A 17,355-nucleotide genomic window follows, 5' to 3' on the forward strand; every position below is an offset into this window, starting at 1 on the left:
TCCTTCCGATCGGGTTCACCGGCCCTGGTAGGTGAATGCTGCCCAGTGCACGGGTGCGGCGGGGTCGACTTCGGCGAAGAACGCGGCGAGTTCTTCGGGGATGTCGGGTAGCGGGCGGCGACGCGGGTCGAGCATCCAGAGCTGTGCGGCCCGCAACGCGTTCGCCGGGTCCGGGTAGCCGGTGTTGAGGTAGTGGTGGAACACGATCATGAACATCGCGGTGGGCAGGTCGAGCACTTCCCAGCGGGTGCCGATGACTCCTACCGCGCCCGCGGCGAGGAACGCGGTGGACAGGGTCAGCACCTCGTCGTGCTGCCGATCGGTGAGGTCGCTGGCGCATGCCGCGAGCACCACCAGCGCCCCGGCGGCGTCGCGCGGCCGGTCTCGTGCCTGCCGCAGGATGTCTTGCACCGGCAGCATTTCCCCGGAGCCGAGCAGCAGAGCCGACTCGATCGGCAGCTCGGCCGGTGTGGCGTGGCAGGCCAGGTGCAGCAGGGAGGCGGTCGGCAACTGCGCGAGCACCTCAGCCGGTTTCGGCAGCGGCTCGCGACGCCGGGTGCGGCGCTTGGGATCAGGCGGTTTGCCCAGGTAGGAGCCGTCGCGGTAGTACGCGTCGTGGATGTATCCCATCTCGTGGCGGCTCCAGTGCAGCTCCGGCATCCGCACCAGCACCGGTTCGCTGGCCCAGGAACGCGCCTCGCGCCGCCCGGCTTCGACGAACTGCCGGGCGGACGCAGCGTAGCAGATGATCGCGTCCTGGCAGACGTACCGAACCTTGCCGCCGGGCACCCGCCGCCGCGCGGCATGCCACGGCACGGTGCCAAGCTTTCCCACCGGCACCAACACGATCCGCAGCGGGCGTTCCCGGGAAGCGGCGGCGACCACGTCCAGCACCGGGTTCAACACCGCCGTCCACGCCCAGTCGCACACGTTCTCCAGCGCGGGCTGCCACTGCTCATCGACGGCGTCGCCGCGCCGGGCGCGTTCGCGTTGCAGCCGGTCGAACCGGGCTACCGGGCCGTCTTCGGTGAGTTGCGGCGACTCCACCCGCTCAACCCGCCCGTCGGCGGTGACCAGCACTGCGACACCGGGCAGCAGGTAGACGAGGGCCTGGCTCCGCGCGGTGCGCAACCCGGCGGCGATGTCCGCGACCAGCGGCGGTGACAGCAGCTGCGCTTCGGCGGCGGTGCCTTCGAATGCCCGCAACACCCGGTACCGCAGGTCGCTGGGCAGTGCGGCATCCGCCACGCGGACCACCCCAGCGTCGCCCACGTCCCACGGTTGTTGTTGCCCCACCTCGGACTCCCACCGGTCGGCCAGCTCGGCGTGGCCGTTGTCCCGCAACAAGGTCGGCATGTTCGCCTCGACGGTCGCCGCGTGCAGGACCATGCCTCGCCCCAACTCCAACGCCTGCACTGCGGCCTCCGGCTGCCCGGCGGTGAGGCACCAGCGGCTCACCTCGGCGGCTTCGCCGGTCGCCGTGTTCGCGGTCTCCAGCGCTCGGTGCGCACTGGATTGCAGCAGCACGTTGCGGGCCCGCTCGCGCAACGACTCAAGCCCGATCGCCACCGCGCGCTCGTGGTCGCGGCGAACGTTGTCACCACGGGTGAAATAGCAGTCGGCCAGCGAGTTCAACAGGTTCGCGGTTTCGAACGCGCCCGGCTCCAGTTCGAACTCGCGAAGCACCTGCTCGAACCGGTCGATCGCGTTGCTGAGATCGCGTGGGGCACGGGTGAACTCGTAGCGGGTCCGCAACGCGGTCGCCAAGGCGTCCAACGCACCTCGACGTTCCCGCGGATACAGGTCTGGTTTGCCGCAGATCTCGACCATCATGCCGATGCCCTTGTTGAGCAGCGCGAGATCCCTGGTCGCCAGGGCCTGCCCGACGCACGCGATGGCGGCACCGAGGGATTCGTTCCGTTGATCGACGTGGTGTTCGGGCATCTGCTGCACGGCGTCGAGAACGGCGTTCGTCGCGCTGCGGGCCTCGTCCCGGTCAACCCCGTCCAGGGTGAACTCGTTGCCCTTGAGCATGCTCCGGAGCAGTCGGACCGACCCCAGGGTGCTGGCGATCCGCGGCTGGAGCACATCGGTCGGCGACATCTCCGCAAGCATCTGCTCCAGATCGGCGGCCAGCCGGTCCATCGCGTCCGAGTCGAGCCGGTGCGGGGAAATCCGGCTCACCGCTGCGGTGAAGCGGGCCACGAAGTCGCTCCCGTCGGAACCCGCTGCGTAGTACCGGGCGGCGTCCAGGTCTTCCTGCCCGCCGAAGGCCATGAACCGCTGGGTGAGCATGGTGCTCAGCCAGGGCATCATCAGCGGTCGCAGGCCGTGGTCGGCGGGCAGCAGCTCGTCGGCGCGCTGCACGTGCGCCACCGAGGAGTCCAACAGGCCCTCGGCGCGGTCGGTGATCGCCTGGAAACCTTCGGCGACGCCGAGCAGGAAGTGGTTGATGCCGGTGTTGACCGGATCGGCGCGGCCGCGCTGGATGGCCTGCTCGGTCAACTCCCGGACCCTGGCCAGGGATTGCGTCGACTGCGCGCGGTCGGTGGCGACCGACCTCAGCAGCGCCGATGTCAGCGGGGTGAGCACTGAGGCCCGATCCGGATCGTCGTCGGAGAAGTGCTCCAGCGCCTGTTCCAACCGCCGGAGGACGGCGGCGTGCTCGGCCGGGTCCGACGGCCTCTTGCCCGGCATGACCGATGTGGTGCGCAGACCGGTGAGCAGCAGCGAGCGCATCGGGTGGTCGGGTGGCAACGCGGCTGCGGCTGCGGCGATCTGGTTGGTCGCGGCATCGGTGGCTTGCGGGCTGCCGGTGACCTCGGCGAGTTTGGCGGCCAAACCTGCTTGCAGCGCAACGATTTCCGGCTTTCCAGGTTGATCCTCGGACCAGTCGCGCGTCGCGTCGTCGAGCTGGCTGATCGCGGTTTCCCAGTCCTCGCGGGTCGAGTCGTCGAGGTTGCTCGCGGCCTGGAGGAGGACCTTCAGGGTGGTTATCGCGCCGCTGTCCGCACCCGTCGGGGAAAGCGCGTCGAGGTGGTGGCGCACTTCGGCGAGTTCGTCGGTGGGCAGCGCCAGCGACGTCCGGTCGATGAGTCCGGCATCGATGCGACCGTGCCGCAGCTCGGCCGGCAAGTCCTTGGTGAGCAACAGGAAAGCAAGACCGATGTGACACGCATCAGCGGTTCGCACGTCGGCTGAGGGGTTTCGCAGCGTGCTGGTGAGATCGTCGGTGGCAGCCCGATGATCGGTTTCCGCGCCGCCGACCGACAGGTACCGGCTGAGGTGCATCAATCCGCGGGTGAACCGAACTCGATCCCGCAGCTGGGAATCCGGCAGCAGCTCGAACGCCTGGTTCAGGTCGGCCAAGGCGGCGTCGATTTCCTCGAACGCTTCCAGCGTCAGCACCAGTTGGGCGTTGATCAGCCCGATGCGCGCCACGATCTCGGCTGCATCGTCGGTGAGCAGCGGGCGCAGTTGCCGCAGGTAGTCGACGGCGGTGCGAAATTCCTCTTCAGCGCCGCGTTCGGCGCGCAAGGCATGCGCGAGACCGAGCTGGTACAGCGGCGCCGCACGCGCGGGCGAGTCCTCGGCGAGGGAGCTCAGCAGACTTCCGGCGACCTGGATGACGTCGTCGACATCCGCGCCGGTGGTCTGGGCGCGGTGCAGCAGCAGATCGGCCAGCTCGACCAGGAGGCGGTAAGCGGTTTCGTCGTCGAGTTCCTCGGTGAGCTGCGCGTACCGCTGTGCGATGGCCTCGTCGAGCTCCGTCGGATCGGTCGTCATCGCACCCCCTGTCCGCGCGCTTCGATGGTGATCAAGGAACTCCAGCTTATCCGGCGGCGCAGCGCGTTTTGCCTGATCGGGCGAAGTCGCAAGGTGCTCTGGTTGACCAGAACGGCGGCGGTCGAAGAGGTGAAATCCGGCCTGGTTTCCGGAAAATTTCGGGATTGTCCGAGTAGCCTCCGGATGTTCGCCGTTGTCGACCCGGAGGAGACCCTGGTGGGCAGACGAAACCTGGTGGCCGTGGCGATATCGGCGGCGGTGGTGACCACGCCGTCGGCACTACCGGCAGCGGCGGCCCCGGCGGATGCGCCGAACCTCGCGGACTTCGTGCTGAACAACACCAGCAGCGACCTCCAGTCGCGGGTCGACCAGCTGGACGGACAACTGCCCAAGCTCGGTGTGCAGAACATCCTGGAACAGGCCAACCGCCAGGGCAGCACCGGAGACGCGTGCACCTCCCCGGCGCTGGACCCGATGCAGGAACCAGCGCTGCGGAAGTTCTGCTTCAACGACCAGGACACCGGCACCGTCGGCGGAAACGTGGAGTGGATGCCGCAGGGCGTCACGACGGTCGCGGACGCGCAGGAAGACCAGCAGTGGGGCAGCAAGCAGGCATTCCTGGTCAGCTGGTACGACCGGGGAACGGCCCCGGTGAAGGGCGTCCGGGTGTCGTTCCTGGACCCGGCGACCAGCAAGTACCAGCACGTGCTGCTGGTCTACCCGTACATCAACAGCAACGGCAACGCGTCGTACGAGCCGGTCACCACGCCGCAGGCGGGCGACGGCGACAGCGTCCACGCGGGCGGAATCGTCTGGTACGGCAACTACCTGTACGTGGTGGACACGGCCCGCGGCATCCGGGCGTTCGACATGCGCTACATCTTCGACCTGGCATCGGCGAGCAACGGCAACACAACGGACCAGAACCAGGTGGGCCGCCAGAACAACGTGTACTACGGCTTCGGCTACCGCTACGTGATGCCCCAGGTAGCAGGCTGGTCGAACCCGGAGGGTGTGGTCGACCACCCCGGCAACTACCAGTGCACGGCCGGAGGCCGCCAGCGCTACTCGTACGTGTCCCTGGACCGCAGCACCACGCCGGACACACTGCTGACAGGCGAGTACTGCGCGGACCAGGGCGACGCGAACCTGAACGGCCGGGTGGCGCGCTGGAACCTCGATGGCGCGACTGGGCTGCCCAGCCCGGACGCTGATGGGGTGTGGCGAGCGAAGTCGGCGTACCGCCTGCCGAAACCCCGTGTCCAAGGAGCGACGGCAACGGAAGGCCGCTGGTACCTGAGCACCAGCAACGGCGAAAACAACGCGGGCAGCATGCAAGCAGCCGTCCCGGACAACCCGACCGGCGCAGGAGTGCTCACAGTGGACGGTCCGAACCGAGCGGTAGCGATCGGCGTGGAAGACCTGTCGTACTGGCCGGGCCGAAACGAACTCTGGACGGTAACGGAACACCCGGGCAAACGCGTGCTATACGCCGTGCCGCGATAACCGAAAAATCGATGGGCTCGGATACCACGGTGTCCGGGCCCGATTGCTCTGTGGGAACCGACGCCGAGAGCCGGTGACACGGTTGGCGATTGGACGCCTCGGCCAGTGGATGGTGTGCCGATTTCGCGCGAAATTGCCACCCGCTCTCCACGAAGAGCGCCGGTTTCGCGAGAAATCGCCCAACTCCCACGCCCGCTGAATCTGACCAGAGCACCAAACGGGCAGAACGCCAACGGCGCCAAGATCGGCTTCGCGCCGGACGCACTGGTAGCCGGAACACGAAACAGAGCATGGACACCTGACCTTCAGCAACGACGACTTGACGCTCGCCACATTCGTGTGCCGAGTCCGGGACGGCGCTCTGCACCCGACCGAACCGACGTAAAAGCGGCATGGACCATCAGCCCACGCCGCTTTCACGTCGAACCGCAGGCCCCAGTACTGACGCGAAGAGCGGCGACAGCTTGTTGGAGACGTCACCGCCCGCCGATCCCGGTGCCGCGATGGGAACCAGCTCGGAAAGCCGGTGACAGGAGTTGGATCGTAGCTACGGCTTCGTACATCCGATTCTGCCGCGATGGGGACCGGCTCGGGGAGCCGGTGACAGAGGTGGGCGATGGGCTCGACGTCGCGCTGTCGTCCTGCCGCAATGGGGAGCCGGTGACAGGGCTCGGTGGATTTGGGTGTTTTGACCTGCGGTTTCAAAGATCATCGCGAGCGGTCCTGGTTGGAGATCGCTCCCGAGGCGCTCGCCGATCTTACACAGCTGCAACTGTGACGGTGACCTGCGGTTATCTACTGCGAGCGGTTCGTGCCTGGCGGTGTTGGTACCGAACCGTTCGCAGCTGCGTGGCCGACCGCGCAGCAGTGCAGCCGGACTACAGCCGCTTGTGCGCAGCCTCCCGGCCGCTGAGCGAAGCTGCCCGGACACGTCGGTGCGGGGCCGGGAGGTGCCACATGATTTGCTCCCGGCCCCGCTGTGTCGCCGCGCGCCGCATGGGAGGGGTGGCGTCGCGTCGGGGCGACAGCTTCAGTCCGCTGCTTCCGGGAGTTCCAGAATGGACAGATCGGTGGGCAGCAGGATCCGGCAGTATTCGCCGAATTTGACCGGCACCATGGGCGATCGGCCGATGGTCGACGTGTCGTGCGGCATCACGCGGCCCACGTGCTGCTCGCCGTGGATGCTGGCTTCGACCAGGGTGCCGGGCTGGATTCGGTGTGGTGGTTGGGAAATGGGAGGGTGGCGGCCGTCGGTGGGGGCCGGGAGTTCGGCCGCCACCTCTCCCGCCCGAGGACGCGGCACTCGCCGGGGGGAAGCGGCCGTCCTTCCTCGGGAGATCGGTGTGATCGTCGCGGTCGTAGTCGAATCCGTTCTACGCGGTGAAGTTCGAAGCGGGCCCGGTGGACGAGGGGTCGGGGGCATGCACGCCCACCGGACCCGCAGCACCCAACGGCTGCACAGCTACCGGTCGAGCAACCGAAGCGAACAACGGCGCTGTTCGAGAGAAAAAATGCACTTCCAGATGATCTAGATCGGCTCGATCGGACGGCAAACATGCTGCCCTTCCAGCTTCTCTTGCTCTGGAGTGTCTCCTGCATCGTCGATGCAATTCCGTTTGGGTACGAGATCAAGGTAGCAACGCAATTGCGTTTTGGGCAGTAACATGATCGGGTGAGATCGCGCCGCTGATCGTCGAAGCGTGGAAGGCTGGCGTCATGCCCACACCAACCGTTCGTCGGCTCCAGCTCGGGCACGAGCTTCGGCACCTGCGCGAAGACGCGGGCTGCGACCTCGCCGAAGCCGGACGTGCGATCGGCAAAGCCGAAAGCACGATAAGCCGCCTGGAGTCAGGCCAAACCGGGCTGAAGCGCCACGTCCTGGAGCAGCTGGTCGGGTTCTACGCCAGCAAGGTCCGAGTGCGCGTGGACCGCAGCTTCTACCTCGACCTGGCCAAGGGAAGCGAACAGCGCGGTCGCTGGACGGGCTACCGGGCGATCTACCACAAGTACGCCCGCATGATGGTCGACCTCGAAGCAGACGCGTCGATGATCCGGAAGTACCAGGTCGAGATCATCCCCGGTTTGCTTCAGACACCTGCGTATCTGCAGGCGATCTACTCCGAGGCCGTGCCGCAGGTTGTACCTGATCTGAACGACGTTCTGTCGGCTCGGGCGGAACGTCAGGAGATCTTCCGGAAGTCCGGTGCGCCGGAGATCGGGTTCGTGCTGTCAGAATCGGCACTGATGACGATGGTAGGCACCTCAGAGATCATGCGCGAACAACTTGAGCATGTCGCGGAGATTGCCGAGTTGTCCAACGTCCACCTACAAGTTCTGCCGTTCCGGGCGCGGACACACCCTGACGTCCGACCACAGCCGTTCACCCTGTTCCGGATCGATGCTCCCGGAAACTCGGGGCCGTTGGAGTTCGTCTACCTGGAAGAGATGCATGACGGCAAGTACCTCGATGACCGCGACGACGTAGACCTCTACAGCCGCCTCTGGAACAGGCTTGTAGGAGCAGCGCTGGATCCGGTGAAATCCAGAGATAAGGTGCTGGAGGTAGCGAAAAGCTACTGAGCCAAGCACCGTTCCAACTGAACACGAGGAGGATCATCGCCATGGAGTTCACCGGCTGGCGCAAGTCCTCACGAAGCATCCAGAACGACAACTGCGTCGAGGTCGGCTTCGCACCGGGCCACGTCGGTATCCGGGACACGAAGCTCGGCGCGGACAGCCCGATCCTGAGCATCGACGAGAAGGCGTTCGCGACTTTCTTGACCGGAGTGCGAGACCGCTGGTCCGATATCTGATCGGACTGATACGAAAAGTGGGGCGGGCCACCAGCCACGGGCGGCCCGCCCCGCTGTTTGTCCATCGCTGAGGACACGGCCCGTGCCGCGCCTCATACAGGCCCCCGGTTCTCAGAGCCGGTGACAGCCAGAATGTCGATGTTGACGTTCCCGCTCCCACGTATGCCGCAATGGGGACCGGCTTTGGGAGCCGGTGACAGTACGGCGTCGATCAGCAGTGGACGCTCGCGTGCGCGCCGCAATGGGGACCGGCTTTGGGGGCCGGTGACGGGCTTGGCGAATTTGGTGTCTTTGACCTGGGGTTTCAAAGGTCGTTGCGAGTGGTTCCGTTTGGAGATCGTTTGCCTGCTGTTCATCGATCTTACACCGGTGCCATATGCCTTCTGACTTGCTGTTTTGGATTGCGAGCGGTTCGTGTGTGGAGGTGTTCGCACTGGACCGCTCGCGGTAGGAGCGCAGGTGGTGCTGGTGCGGGCACGGGCGTGGTTCATCGCACCCGCGCCCGCCTATGGGCATGCGGGGGTGGCCTCCGGTTGGCGTGGTCTTGGGATCGCCTGGCGGAGGATCGTGTGGTGTTCTTGGTGGCGTGGTCGGCCGCCTGGTCTTGGTTTTCGGGTTGGGTCTACTGAGGTTGGTGGGATGAAGATCGGGCGGTTGTGCTCGATGGTGATCTGCCAGTGCTGGTTGTGGATTGCTCGGTGGTGGTGGCCGCAGAGCATGACCATGTTGTTCAGGTTGGTGGGGCCTCCGTCGATCCACGAGACGATGTGGTGGGCGTCGGGGGTGCCGGGCGGCCGGTCGCAGCTGGGGAAGGCGCAGGTGTCGTCGCGTTGCAGCAGCGCCGCACGGAGGTGCGCGGGCGCGGTGCGTTCGGTACGTCCGACGTTCAGCGGTGCCCCGTCGCTGCCCAGCAGCACCGGGAGGATTTCGGCGTCGCAGGCCAGGCGGCGGGCGTTGTCGGCCGTGATGGGTTGGCCGGTTGTGGTGATGGTGCCGGGCAGGCCGTCGCAGCCGGGGGAGATCAGGCCGCGCTTGAGGTCGTCGAAGTCGATGGTGATCGCCAGGTGCGGGCGTTGGCCTCCCGCGCGGGGCAGGCGGTCGGAGCGCAGCGTGATGTCCAGCATCGCGTCGAATGCATCGGCATTGCGCTGGGCGGCGGTTCGCGGGTCGAGAGTCCCGTCTTCCGCAGGGCGCGGGGCGGCGAGGGGTTCGATCACGGCCGTGAACTTCGCGCCGGTTTCGCGGTCGAGCCGCGCCTTGATGAACATCATGCCGTCGGCGGCCGAACCGTAGTGCAGTTCGCGGATCGTGTGCTGGGTCTCTTCCTCGCGGAACGCGCCGTCCTGGTCGAAGTGGTAGCGCAGCCGCTCGGCGAGGCGGGCGAGGTGGTGCGGCGGGAACTCGGTGGCGTACCCGGCGAGCATCGCTTCGGCCTGTTCTTCCTGGTCGAACGTGCAGATCGGCGCCAACCGGGCCATGCCGTCGATGATGACGCGGGCGTGCTGCACCGTGATCGCACCGGCCTGGATCGCCTCGGCAGTCGCGGGCAGATCAGCGGGCAGCGTCTCGCCATACAGCGTGGCCTGCGGCGTCGCCCTGCGGGCGACCAACGTACGGCTGCGCGCTTCACCGGGCGAGATGTTCAGCATCTCCTGCAACCACACCTCAGTCTTACGAGCACTGCTGTCCGCGTACAGACCACGGCGCTCGGCCTCGGCGATCGCCTGCACCTGCGTCGCCAGAGCAGCACGCATCGCCGCCTCAGTCTCACGGATCACCGCACGAATCTCGGCATCCGAACGTGCTGCCATAGCCGACCGTGGACTCATGCCCTCCACAGTCGACGATGGCAGCAGCGCGATCGGTTCCATACCAACAACTATCCCACTGATCGAACAAAAATTCGATCGCTAGATAGAGTGATCAAGAAAATGTCGAACCAGGACTCGGGGCCCGGAAAGCGAGCCGCTCACCCGGAATATCTGGTCATGGTCACGCCGCTATGGGAACACCAGCTCTGGGAGCCGGTGACAGACAGTCCCAAGCGTGGATTCGGCCACGGATGCAGAGCTACATGCCGCAATGGAAACCGGCTCATGGAGCCGGTGACAGGCGGGCCTACTGGGCTTAACGATTCCGGAAGAATACGGCGAGCCGCAATGGGGACCGGCTCTTGGAGCCAGTGACAGGTGGAGCTGCGGTGCGAGGCACGCAGTGTGGCGTTGCAGGCCGCAATCGGGACCGGTTCTGGAAGCCGGTGACAGGCGGCATGAAGATCAACATGCACTTGGGCGAACTGTTCGAGCCGCAATGGGGACCGGCTTTGGGAGCCGGTGACGGGGCTTGGTGAATCCTGGTGTTCTGACCTGGGGTTTCAAAGATCATCGCGAGCAGTTCCGTCTGGAGATCGCTCACGTTGCGGTAGTCGGTGTTACACCGCTGTCGTTGCCGCTCTGACCTGCCGTTACGGGTTGCGAGCGGTTGGTGCCTGGGGGAGTGCTCGCTGAACCGCTCGCAGACCGGTCGGCATGAGTGCAGTGGCTGTTGCGGAGACGTTGTGTCCGGATCAAGCGTGTCTGCCGATGAACGCTGCGGTGGTTGGGCGTAGTGGGACGAGTTGGAAGAAGTCGTCGCGGTCCAGGATCTCGGTGTTGCCCCGGAACTGCCGCACCTGCCGGTCGCTGCCCACGTGCCAGTGCCGGATGTCGGAAATCGTCGGCTCTGGCACCTCGTCCGTTTCCGTCCACGGCTCACCGACACCCGAATCATCACTGCTCAACAATGCTGCCCACCAGCAGGCGCCATCGATTCTGACGCGTAGCCAATGGCTCTGCGACCACGCCCACAGGTGCGTGGTGACCGGCTGCTGCTCGGGCATCGGTTCCAGGTGGAAACCCGCCACATCCGCCCAACTCGCCTCCCAATCGGCCGCGAACGACTGGAGCATCGGCCAGTCGGAGCCCGTCCGTTGGCCGGTGCCGTGCAGGAACCAGGTCATGCAGCTTCCTTCCGGAGCAGATCGGCCAGGTCGGTCAGCACCGGCCGCCGCCAGTCCGGATCAAGAACCCGGACCGTCCCGTAGCCGCCCATCGTGTTCTCGCCGATGCCGATCAGGCCGTCGTGCAGGTCGGTGACAACCGCTTGCAACAACGCCACATCGCGTTCTTCCAGCTTCCCGATCCGGTCCACTCGCAGGCGGAACCGCCCGGCGACCACGACTTCATCGGTGTAGAGCGCCCCGTGCTTGTAGCCGCCGGTGAACCGGTCGATGGCCACATGCGGTCGGTCCTGGAACTCGGCGTCCTCGATGACTGCGGTGGGCACCGCCACAGCGGCACGAGTGCCGACGAAACCGAAGATCCGGCACGGCTGGCACCTGCCGCAGTCCTGTTCGGTGCAGGCATCGGTCCCCACTACGCGGCAGATGTACTCCGCGCGGGAACGAAGGACTCCCTTGAGCGTCGAGCCGGGAATCGCGCGCGGCCCGTCCTCGTACAACCGGTAAACGCGCCGCGGCTCCTTCTCAGGCTTCTCCGCCTCGTCGACACCGCAGTGCAATCCATCCACAATGGCCATCTCGATGTTGAACACTTCACTTGACGGCTCAGCTTCCGCCGGAAGCGTCGGCTTCGGGTACGAGTCGAGGCCGGTGTGCTGGATCCAGTCGAGCAGCCCGTCCGGCGTGTTCAGGTCGTAGTCGGCGACACCCCAGCCGACGAGTTTGCACTTGCCGGAGCCGTGGCTGACACCGCGCCCCAGCCGGGGGTGCCAGGACTTGAGTTTGCGCAGGAAAGCCTCGCGCCGCGCGGATTCCGGGTTGTTCCAGCGCAGCATGATGTCGAACTCGGTCCCCGCCAGAAGTTGCTCGACCACGTGGTAGGTGTTCGTCCTGGCGGCACCGCGCTCACGGTCGATTGCCGTGCGAGTGTGCGGGACCGGCTCTCCTGCTTCGTGGTACACCGTGCCGAGCACCTGGATTGGCGAAGCCTTCGATTCCGCGCCGAACAGGTCCGCCAGTCCCGGCCCGCAGTGCGCGCGCAGGCTTCCGGCGACGGTCGTTCCGGGCAGGTGAACGGTTCCGTCCGGGGCGAGACGGAGTTTCAGCGTGCTGCCCTCGGCCGTCACCACCTCGGTGCCCGCGACACCTCCCGCGGTTTCCATGCGAAGCCGCAGCGTGAACAGGGCGACCTTCACTTCCCGGCCTCCAAGTCGTCCAGCAGATCACTGACAAGCCGGGGTTCGGTGATGCTCAACAGTTCCCGCAGCGCGGTCGCATACCTGTCGTCGGCTTCGAGTCGTTCCTGGTACGGCGCGTCGTCGCGGATGCCGTCGCGCAACTCAGCGACACGGGCGCGAAGCAGTGGCAGTTGGGTCTGGAATGTTTTCCAATCACCCCGCATCGGGGCCAGCAGCCCCTTCCACCGGTGGCGCGTGAACGGCTCTTGGGGCAGGTAGAGCGCACCGAAACCTTCCCGCCGTCGCAAGCCGACACCTCGCACCATCAGCACTCGCCGCGCATCCTCGGCCGGTGCTTCGGCGCAGCGGATCTGGTAGACCGACCCGGCCCGCACCGCGCGCTCGGTCGATTTCGGCAGGCCACTGGCCTGGTGCCAGCCGCCGACGGTGGTCCAGCGCACCCGTTTCCGCGTCACTTTCAGTGCTTTGACGCCCAATACCCCTGATAGCTCACAAAGATCCGGCTCGTCGCTCGGCAACCCGAACGCATCGACGAAAACGCCCGGAGCAGCGAGGTACAAGATCACAGTGTCGCCGTCGACCTTGACCGGCTCGGGTTCGGCGGTGAAGTCGACCGCGATCTCAGCGCGCCCCTGCACGCTCTGCTTTCCTCCGAAGATCAATGTGTCGACGGGCGCGCCATCGATAGTCAGCGCGCGAACCGCCGGACCGGACAACCACCCTGCGAAAACGTTGCCCGCGGCGATGCTGTTCTGCCTGTACAGGCTTCCGTCCACCGCCACGCCCTCCTCGTCGAGAGCTACGTGCGTCCGCTGGCTGCGCTGGACCTGCCCTGTCGGATCGCCTTTGCTGAATTCGAGCTTCTGCCCGCACTTCGGGCAGGTATCGGCATTCACGCCGGTTGCGGTGTCCCACCAGAGTTGGGTGCAAGTGGCACCTGGGCGGTATTTGTGCACCTTGACGCTGAGCGGGACCGGCAGGCTGTTGTGCGAATGCAGCGGTCCGAACGTGCCGTCGCCCTCGAAGATTTCGAGGAAAGTCGCGTCGTCCTGCTTTGGCGGCCCGTAGTGGCGGATCCGCGCAGCCGCGAGCGCGCCCCGCACGACAGTGCCGGGAATGTGGTCGTAGGACTCCTGGCGGTAGTCGTTGCGGAGGTCGCGAACTGCCGCAACCGGCTCGGCGAGGGTTGCGGTTACTCGGGCGGTATCAGTCATGGCCTCAACTGGAGGAATCGGCGGACGGTGGCTTCGTCGGTTTCGTGGCTGGTGCACCGGATGCCCACCCAGCCGAGCCCGCGCCGCCGCAGCGCCCCCAGCGATCGGGTGGCCTGCGCGGCGACGACGAGAACCGCCCGGTGTGCGGCAAGGTCCGTGACGTGGCCGAACTGGGTCACGTTGAACGTGGCGGTGGCGGCACCGGTCTGCTCGGCGATGGAGAGCATGTCGTCGCGGGCGGTGTGCGTGTCGGGGTCGATGTTCACGCGGGCCGTTGGCTGCGCCGGGTACCAACGTTCTTGCGGTGTCGCGGAACTCCAGCGCCACGGGCACCGCGCGTAGTCGGAGCCGAAGACCTCCGCGACCACCGGGTTTTCCTTGCCCAACAGGAGTTTCGCCGTCGCCCGCATGACACCCTTGATGCCGTGGGAAGGCAGCGGGTCGTCCCTGCTGACCGTGTCGTGCACTCCGGCAGCACCTTCCCCCAGCGCGACCCGGAATGGGCTGTGGAAGGTGATCTCGAAGTCGAACCTGGTCATCGCCACCACCGCACCATCCCCAGCGCATCCAGTAGTTCGATCGGCCGGTCGCGGAATGGCGAGACGACTTCGCCGAGGCCGAGCCGTTGGAGGTGGGTTTGCAGCGGCTCGGACTCCACGCCGTTCACCCGGATAAGCTCGGCTAGGCGTTGCTGCGCCGAGTTGCCGCGTTCGGCGAGTCTGGTCAAGTCGGCATGCTTCGCCAGCAGGTCAGCGAGTCGGACGGGATCACGATCGGCCGGAGTCTGCCCGTCACGGGTCACGTCCTGCCACGCGATTGCCGCCTCGTTGCCTTGAACGGACTCCTTCGCACGTCGCAACAATGTTTTGGCGAGATCGCACATCACATGCAACGGCCTGGCGTAGTGGTGGAAGACAATCCCCGCTGACAGCGTCGGAAGCTGCGCACCAGCGCCGCTGGCCTGTGCCGCGATCCGCTCGGCGAAGGTCGATTGCAACGTCATCACGAATCGCCAAGCGCGGCGAGCGGGCACGCTGACCAGCACGTCATCTCCGCCCACCAGGTGCGGAACCACTGGTAGGAGGTGGTCGTCAGCATCCGAGATCGCCTCGACTGCCTTCACCAGCGCGGTCCAGGTGGCTTCGTCGATCTCCTTGGCGATCGTTGGCAGCAGCTTGCGCCCCTTCTTGGTGCCCCTCTGCAGGCCGCTGATGAACCTGCCAACGGCGTTTCCGTCGGCATAGACCAATGCGAGCGACCGCTCCTCCTCCAGAGCGGCGAGGTCTTTGAACTCGTCTGGCACCTTCTTGCCCGGTGGCAGGGCAAGCCTGGTGAGCAGCTTTTCCTCCTGGCTGGGCACTCGCGTGCCGCTTTTCGCCCAGCCTGCGGCTTCGCGTCGCATCACGCATTCGCGGCAAAGTCGCTTCTGCTCGCGATCCTGCTGGATCGGATCCGCGGGCTGAACGTGGCACCATTCGCAAGGTCGTCCAACAGGCCAGTCGGCAACTGCGGCTGGCCAATGCTCATCGTCCGGTTCGGAGGTGTTCAGCTGCGCGTCGGCGTAGTTCTTGCCGCTGGTCTTCCGAACAACCAGCGAAGCGGTGGGCAACTTCGCGCGCAGGTGCGCAACCACGGCGTTCTTCACCTGCTTCGCCGCATCCGGTTCGGGAGTCAGCAGTTGGAGGGCTACCACGCCATCCACGTCGCCGACTTCGTCGTTCCGCTTGACCAGATCCGAATGTGGCACGAGCAGCTTGTCGATGACCTCGCGTGCGGTGGCGGCCGAAATCATGGTGGAGGCACCGCGTCGGCCCTGAAGTTGTGGTGTGCGAGTCAGCCACGACTGGATCTGCACGACGCTGACGTCGAGATAGTCGGTCACGACCGGCGCTTCCTCTCGGGCTTGTCCTTCTTGCTGGCGATCTCCATCTTGTGGTTGGACGATCTGGTCAGATGCGGCAGCGACTTGAGCAGGTACCCGCCCTGCTGACCGCTGGGTTTGCCGTCCTTGCCCCGGCGTTCGGCCCCGCCTTGGCCCGAGGTGTGCTTCCAGAACTCGAAACCCTCGTCGAACTCCTCCGTGCCCTTCGCAGCCCACGGCTCGCCCGGCGGGTACCAGACCTTCGAAGCGTCCACCGTGTTCGGGTCCAGGACCTCGGCGATCTGCGGCCACAGCGTGCGGGGTAGATCTCCCAGCGATGCGCGGAACTCGTCGATCAACAGCGTCAGCTGGTCGAGCGCCAACGAGGTCGAGCCGTTGCCGTAACGGGCACCGGACGACTGGATCTCGGCCGCAACCACGGTGATCCGGCAACTTCCGAAACCCAACGGTCGACCGCCCCCGATGTGCTGCAACAGCCCGTCCCGCCGCAGCGCTCGCCCCGGTTGCAGCGCGGCGAGCAACCCACCGAGCTGCGCCCGGTCGATGTCGGTGAAGGTGATGTCAGCGGTGAAGCTGGTGTTGGCCGGAAACGCCTCGGCCTCGGCGGTCATTTTCTTGTCGAGCTGGTGTTTGCGGGCTTTCTCGCGGCCGTTCGGTTCTGGTGTGTGCCAGTAGTACTTCCGGCCCCGCAGCTGGCGACTCCCGCGTCCTTTCTGGAGATCTGCTTCCGAACCCCACTCGCGCAGCGGCGGGTTCCCCTTGCTCGCGATCGTTCCGTCAACGCTGGTGTTGTCCAGGTAGAACTGCCCGGCGCCAGGTCGCGGTGCACCCATTGGCGGGAGCGTGACGTGCTCGGGCGTCACCGGACCGTTCGCCAGAGCGTCCCCGAATCGCACGTGTCCCTGGTAGGAACGCTGCGCTGCGGCGTCCTTCGGACCGGACAGATCTGCGGACCCGAACAGGCGGCAGCTCGCGCACAACTCGTGGTTCGACGTGCATGGCTTGAACTTGCCAGCGCGTTCTCCGGCGGAAGTTGCGCCGAAGTGCCGCCAAGCCATGGCAAGGCCCAGTTCGGTTATGCCGTACCTGTTGCGCTTCACCCACACCGGCTGGCCTTTGCGCAGGTCAGGACTGGCTCGATAGCGGTGTCCGACTTCGAAGATCTGCTCGGGACCGTTCTTGGCCTTGCGCTTGATCGTCACTGGCGCGGTGACCTCATCGCCGCGCTCTTCGCGCTGCTTGGTGCGTTGGTCATCCGTGCCCTGCACCAGCGCTTTGAAACGGTCCCAGACCTCCACTGGGATCGCGCCGGTTTCCCCGGTGAGCTTGCGGATGTGGGCGCGGTAGGTCTGCTCGTCGTCCCGCGAATCGCGGATGAAGACCACCCACTCGCCATCTTTGGCGCGCTCGACGTCGATCGGGCGGCCGTGCGAACCCCGCTCTTTCACGTTCAGCCGCGCTCCGGATATCAGCGGGTCTGCGCTGTTCAGGTCGTGCAGCAGCTCCTGGTCGAGGCGATCGCTGCGCATATCGCCGGGCGCGCAGAAGCGCACTTCTGGTGGTCGTCCATCCTGCGGCGGTACTTCGACCACGGCCAGCAGACGATCTCCGCCGGATTCCACCTGGTCCCGGTACGACGGGACGAAATCCTCGTCGAGCACGCGCAGACAACTGCCGGTCAGGGTTTCGTGCAACGCCCGGGTGGCACCCTTGAGCGACGAGCCCGGTATGAACGCGGTGCCGTCCGGGCGCCTGGGCAGAGCGGATTCGCCGAACCCACGGATGAGCAGCCGGGTTACCGCTTCGATGGTGATGGTCAGCTTCCCGGACAGCAGTTCGGGTTTGCCCAGGTGACCATGTGGCTCGCCACGTTTCGGCGGATGCGCCGGTAGCGGCACGAACGTGTAGGGGTTGACGAACGTTTCGTCCAAGTGCGGCCTCCTGGGTGACCCTGGCC

12 protein-coding genes are annotated in these 17,355 nt (G+C 66.2%); 3 read left to right on the forward strand and 9 right to left on the reverse strand.

The window, feature by feature from the left end; genetic code table 11:
• Positions 1-15: 15 nt before the first annotated feature.
• Positions 16-3,786, reverse strand: coding sequence for a CHAT domain-containing protein (locus tag MOQ72_RS01990; RefSeq protein WP_242180089.1), 3,771 nt, complete (start codon positions 3,784-3,786; stop codon positions 16-18).
• Between the two features lie 183 nt (positions 3,787-3,969).
• On the opposite strand from MOQ72_RS01990, the gene MOQ72_RS01995 reads away from it, so the two are divergent.
• Positions 3,970-5,292, forward strand: a complete 1,323-nt coding sequence (locus tag MOQ72_RS01995; protein WP_242180091.1) for a hypothetical protein — start codon at positions 3,970-3,972, stop codon at positions 5,290-5,292.
• Between the two features lie 1,030 nt (positions 5,293-6,322).
• On the opposite strand, the gene MOQ72_RS02000 is transcribed toward MOQ72_RS01995, so the two are convergent.
• Positions 6,323-6,571, reverse strand: a complete 249-nt coding sequence (locus tag MOQ72_RS02000; RefSeq protein ID WP_242180093.1) for a hypothetical protein — start codon at positions 6,569-6,571, stop codon at positions 6,323-6,325.
• A gap of 437 nt (positions 6,572-7,008) precedes the next feature.
• Between MOQ72_RS02000 and MOQ72_RS02005 the strand changes: the two genes are divergently transcribed.
• Positions 7,009-7,872, forward strand: a complete 864-nt coding sequence (locus MOQ72_RS02005) for a helix-turn-helix domain-containing protein (RefSeq protein WP_242180095.1) — start codon at positions 7,009-7,011, stop codon at positions 7,870-7,872.
• A gap of 41 nt (positions 7,873-7,913) precedes the next feature.
• On the forward strand, positions 7,914-8,105 hold the full coding sequence (locus tag MOQ72_RS02010) for a DUF397 domain-containing protein (protein ID WP_242180097.1): 192 nt from the start codon (positions 7,914-7,916) through the stop codon (positions 8,103-8,105).
• A 506-nt stretch (positions 8,106-8,611) separates the two neighbouring features.
• Here MOQ72_RS02010 and MOQ72_RS02015 read toward each other — a convergent pair.
• The 7 genes from MOQ72_RS02015 to MOQ72_RS02045 all read right to left on the reverse strand — a co-directional run bounded on the left by MOQ72_RS02015 (position 8,612) and on the right by MOQ72_RS02045 (position 17,329).
• Entirely contained in the window at positions 8,612-9,883 is a 1,272-nt protein-coding gene (locus MOQ72_RS02015) for an HNH endonuclease signature motif containing protein (RefSeq protein WP_242180099.1), read from the reverse strand.
• 788 nt (positions 9,884-10,671) lie between these two features.
• Complete coding sequence (locus MOQ72_RS02020; protein WP_242180101.1) at positions 10,672-11,103, reverse strand: hypothetical protein; 432 nt, start codon at positions 11,101-11,103, stop codon at positions 10,672-10,674.
• Positions 11,100-12,299, reverse strand: a complete 1,200-nt coding sequence (locus MOQ72_RS02025; protein WP_242180103.1) for an RAMP superfamily CRISPR-associated protein — start codon at positions 12,297-12,299, stop codon at positions 11,100-11,102. The genes MOQ72_RS02020 and MOQ72_RS02025 overlap by 4 nt, the downstream gene beginning before the upstream one ends.
• Positions 12,296-13,516 carry a type III-B CRISPR module-associated Cmr3 family protein gene (locus MOQ72_RS02030; protein ID WP_242180105.1) on the reverse strand — a complete coding sequence of 407 codons (1,221 nt, stop codon included), beginning with the start codon at positions 13,514-13,516 and terminating at the stop codon, positions 12,296-12,298. The genes MOQ72_RS02025 and MOQ72_RS02030 overlap by 4 nt, the downstream gene beginning before the upstream one ends.
• A complete protein-coding gene (locus MOQ72_RS02035) occupies positions 13,513-14,055 on the reverse strand; it encodes an RAMP superfamily CRISPR-associated protein (RefSeq protein WP_242180107.1) in 543 nt (180 codons plus the stop codon). The genes MOQ72_RS02030 and MOQ72_RS02035 overlap by 4 nt, the downstream gene beginning before the upstream one ends.
• Positions 14,052-15,398, reverse strand: coding sequence for a Cas10/Cmr2 second palm domain-containing protein (locus tag MOQ72_RS02040; RefSeq protein WP_242180109.1), 1,347 nt, complete (start codon positions 15,396-15,398; stop codon positions 14,052-14,054). Before MOQ72_RS02040 ends, MOQ72_RS02035 begins: the two co-directional genes overlap by 4 nt.
• Positions 15,395-17,329, reverse strand: a complete 1,935-nt coding sequence (locus MOQ72_RS02045) for a TIGR03986 family type III CRISPR-associated RAMP protein (RefSeq protein ID WP_242180111.1) — start codon at positions 17,327-17,329, stop codon at positions 15,395-15,397. The genes MOQ72_RS02040 and MOQ72_RS02045 overlap by 4 nt, the downstream gene beginning before the upstream one ends.
• Between the last annotated feature and the right edge of the window lie 26 nt (positions 17,330-17,355).

This window comes from Saccharopolyspora soli (assembly GCF_022678645.1).
Lineage (GTDB): Bacteria > Actinomycetota > Actinomycetes > Mycobacteriales > Pseudonocardiaceae > Saccharopolyspora > Saccharopolyspora soli.

Bases quoted from the DNA above. Each gene is read 5' to 3' on its own strand.
- MOQ72_RS01990 (WP_242180089.1), bottom strand. From the start codon at position 3,786: ATGACGACCGATCCGACGGAGCTCGACGAGGCCATCGCACAGCGGTAC.
- MOQ72_RS01995 (WP_242180091.1), top strand. From the start codon at position 3,970: ATGTTCGCCGTTGTCGACCCGGAGGAGACCCTGGTGGGCAGACGAAAC.
- MOQ72_RS02005 (WP_242180095.1), top strand. From the start codon at position 7,009: ATGCCCACACCAACCGTTCGTCGGCTCCAGCTCGGGCACGAGCTTCGG.
- MOQ72_RS02010 (WP_242180097.1), top strand. From the start codon at position 7,914: ATGGAGTTCACCGGCTGGCGCAAGTCCTCACGAAGCATCCAGAACGAC.
- MOQ72_RS02020 (WP_242180101.1), bottom strand. From the start codon at position 11,103: ATGACCTGGTTCCTGCACGGCACCGGCCAACGGACGGGCTCCGACTGG.
- MOQ72_RS02030 (WP_242180105.1), bottom strand. From the start codon at position 13,516: ATGACTGATACCGCCCGAGTAACCGCAACCCTCGCCGAGCCGGTTGCG.
- MOQ72_RS02035 (WP_242180107.1), bottom strand. From the start codon at position 14,055: ATGACCAGGTTCGACTTCGAGATCACCTTCCACAGCCCATTCCGGGTC.